Origin of the sequence: Marinobacter sp. (assembly GCF_052094685.1) — a bacterium.
GTDB lineage: Bacteria > Pseudomonadota > Gammaproteobacteria > Pseudomonadales > Oleiphilaceae > Marinobacter.
The window spans coordinates 1-3,494 of record NZ_JBQDKB010000166.1 but is presented as its reverse complement, the minus strand read 5'-3'; the positions used below and the strand labels follow the sequence as shown (position 1 = coordinate 3,494).

4 protein-coding genes are annotated in these 3,494 nt (G+C 51.3%); all 4 read right to left on the bottom strand.

Annotation, left to right across the window (positions count from 1 at the left end; translation table 11 throughout):
* Positions 1-93: large ribosomal subunit protein bL35 (locus tag ACTH3S_RS18105; RefSeq protein WP_441810406.1), on the bottom strand; the 93-nt coding region annotated here is incomplete at its 3' end.
* Between the two features lie 93 nt (positions 94-186).
* The gene (gene infC, locus ACTH3S_RS18100) at positions 187-732 is read right to left on the bottom strand and encodes a translation initiation factor IF-3 (protein WP_441810405.1); all 546 of its coding nucleotides are present in this window, start codon (positions 730-732) and stop codon (positions 187-189) included.
* A complete protein-coding gene (gene thrS / locus ACTH3S_RS18095; RefSeq protein ID WP_441810404.1) occupies positions 729-2,654 on the bottom strand; it encodes a threonine--tRNA ligase in 1,926 nt (641 codons plus the stop codon). The genes infC and thrS overlap by 4 nt, the downstream gene beginning before the upstream one ends.
* Positions 2,655-2,819: 165 nt before the next feature.
* A partial coding sequence (locus ACTH3S_RS18090; protein WP_441810403.1) for a DUF3394 domain-containing protein occupies positions 2,820-3,494 on the bottom strand: 675 nt, incomplete at its 5' end.

Below are 3,494 nucleotides of genomic sequence, written 5' to 3'. Positions count from 1 at the left end.
GATGTGACTGGTGAAGGCTGACTTGTGCTTGAAGCCGGTAGCCGTTTTTTTGAACCGCTTGGCCGCTCCACTTTTCGTTTTCATTTTAGGCATTTCTAAAACTCCGCATTCGTTTTTAATGACATCAATGTGAACCTGAACGACAAAACCCCCGCCTGTGGCAGGGGATTCATCACTGAATCAAATTCACTTCTTTTTGCGGGGAGCCACGATCATGGTCATTTGACGGCCTTCCATTTTCGGCCGCATTTCAACCTGAGCCAGCGCGTCAATATCTGCTTCAATGCGCTCCATGAGTTTCATACCAATTTCTTGGTGTGCCATCTCACGGCCACGGAAGCGGATAGTGATTTTGCCGCGGTCCCCGCCTTCAAGGAAACGTACCAGGTTGCGTAGTTTTACCTGATAATCCCCTTCTTCAGTTCCTGGTCGGAACTTAAGCTCTTTGACTTGTGTCTGCTTCTGCTTCTTCTTGGCAGCAGCCTTCGCTTTCTTCTCGTCGAAGACCTTTTTACCATAGTCCATTATTTTACAGACGATCGGATCGGAATCTGTAACCTGTACCAGATCCAGGGTCGCCTCCTCTGCCATCTTGAGGGCGTCTTCGATCGGAACTACACCTACCTGAGTGCCTTCGGCATCGATCAGGCGGACTTCAGTTGCATCAATATTCTCATTGATCGGCGCCTTAGGAGTACGCCCACCCCGATTCGTTCGCTGTTTAATAGTCAAATCTCCGTCTTGATTCTGCCCTTGCGCTCAACATCTTCTTTCAGAAGTTGCTCAAACGCTTCGAGCGATAGAGTTCCCAAGTCTTCACCTTTACGGGTTCTCACCGCAACGGTGTTGTTCTCGACTTCTTTATCGCCGACAACGACAAGAAAGGGAACTTTGTTAAGAGTATGCTCGCGGATTTTAAAGCCGATCTTCTCGTTTCTCAAGTCAGCATTAACCCTAAAGCCCAAAGAATCGAACTTTTTCGCCAAATCCTGACAATAATCACGCTGATTATCGGTAATATTGAGAATAGCGACCTGAGTTGGAGCTAGCCAAGTCGGGAACGCACCCTCGTACTCTTCAATCAGGATACCAATAAATCGCTCGAAAGAACCAAGCACCGCACGGTGCAACATCACCGGCGTTTTACGCTCAGAGTTGTCTGCAACGTATTGCGCGCCGAGGCGGCCAGGCATAGAGAAGTCTACCTGAATAGTGCCACACTGCCACACCCGCCCAATACAGTCTTTGAGAGAAAACTCAATTTTCGGGCCATAAAACGCGCCTTCACCAGGCAACAGCTCCCAATCGACACCTTCACGGTTCAGAGCCTCTTCCAGGGCCGCTTCGGCTTTATCCCAAACCTCATCTGAACCCACTCGCTTTTCTGGACGAGTAGAGAGCTTGTACAAAATCTGGTCAAACCCGAAATCTTCATACACTTCGTGAAGAAGCTCGATAAACTTTGAAACTTCTGGCTGAACGGCGTCTTCTTCGCAGAAAATATGCGCATCATCTTGGGTAAACCCACGCACCCTCATCAAGCCGTGCAACGCTCCAGACGCCTCATTGCGATGGCATGAGCCAAACTCCGCAAGCCGCAAAGGAAGATCCTTGTAACTTTTCAAGCCTTGATTGAACACCTGAATATGACACGGGCAGTTCATTGGCTTGATGGCAAAGTCGTGCTTTTCTGATTCCGTGGTAAACATGTCGTCACGGAATTTATCCCAGTGGCCAGATTTCTCCCACAATGTACGAGAAACCACTTGAGGGGTTTTGATTTCTTTATAATCGTGGCGACGCAAAATACCGCGCATGTACTGTTCGATTTCCTGGTACAGCGACCAGCCATCTGGATGCCAGAACACCATGCCCGGCGACTCTTCCTGCATATGGAAAAGGTCTAGTTTCTTACCGATCTTTCGGTGATCACGCTTCTCGGCTTCTTCTAAGCGATGCAGATAAGCTTTGAGCTCTTTCTTGTTGCCCCAAGCTGTGCCATACACACGCTGCAGCTGTTCGTTACTGGTATCGCCACGCCAGAAAGCGCCAGACACCTTGGTCAGTTTGAACGCTTTCAGTTTGCCGGTGCTGGGCACATGGGGGCCGCGGCACAGGTCGATGAAGTCAGCCTGACGGTAAAACGAGAGATCTTCGCTGCCCGGGATGTCCTCAATGATCCGAACCTTGTATTCCTCGCCCATGTCATTAAAGAGTTTGACTGCCTCAGTACGGGAAAGCACAGAGCGAGATACCGGAATATCCTGTTTGGCGAGCTCTTCCATGCGCTTCTCGATTCGAGCCAGGTCGTCATTGGTAAAAGGACGGTCAAACTTGAAGTCGTAGTAGAAGCCATTATCGATCACCGGCCCAATGGTCACCTGAGCGGCAGGAAACAGTTCTTTAACGGCCATGGCAAGCAAGTGGGCAGTGGAATGGCGGATAACGTCAACACCGTCTTCATCACGCTCTGTGATGATGGCCAGCTCTGCATCTTGTTCAATCCGATGGCTCGTATCTACAAGCCTGCCATCTACTTTTCCGGCAAGTGCGGCTTTGGCAAGGCCAGCGCCGATATCGGCGGCAACGTCGTGTACGGTTACGGATTCTGCAAAGCTACGATGGCTGCCATCAGGCAGAGTTATGACGGGCATGAAAAGCTCCTGTTGATTGCTCAGCGGTGATCTATACCAGAGATCACATGGTGACGGCGTTCCGCGATACAAACCGCGGGCCGATTCGGGGCGGAGTTTAACAGAAAAAACCCCAGCAGGTTAATGCTGGGGTTTGCTTATGGCGTGCGCCATGTATCCGCTGAACTAGGGCGACGGCACAAAAGCCGGCCGCTCTCCCTCGCCGGCCCTTCGCCGCAACTGTAAAAATGCCAAAAGGCCGAGCAAAAGTAGCGCAGGAATGAACATCAGCTCTTTTGGCGGACGTGAATTTGCCACCTGTACGATGTCGATGGTCCAACCAAAGCTCAGCCCGGCTTTTTCCGCATCGCTGCCAAAGTTAACGAACTCTACATTCATAACATCACCCGCCTCGGACACCTCCAATCCAGCAGCAGCCAGCCGGTTTTCGGGCGTGTCGCCTGCCGGCAGCGGTAGCTTCAGGTACTTGGAGACATCATCACCCGACAACGACATACCAGAAGCCTGAAGGATAACAGGCTGATCGGCTGCCACTTCATCTACGTGCTGCAGCAGCTCGGAGCCTGGCCGGTCGTTGGTGGGCGGGTAGATTTCGTCCCACCAGAAGCCGGGGCGGAACAGGGTGAACGTAATTAGCAGCAGGCCAATAGTCTCCCACCAGCGGGTTTTGGTAAACCAAAACCCTTGGGTAGCGGCTGAGAACACCAGCATGGCGGTCACCGCGCTGAACACCGTAACCAACAAATCAAACCAGCCAGTCAATCCGATCAACAACAACTGAGTGTTGAAGATGAACATGAATGGCAAAATGGCGGTTCGAATGTCGTAGGTGAAGCCCTG

Excerpts from the sequence above, each read along its gene's own strand:
- thrS (WP_441810404.1), bottom strand. The coding sequence starts at position 2,654 with ATGCCCGTCATAACTCTGCCTGATGGCAGCCATCGTAGCTTTGCAGAA.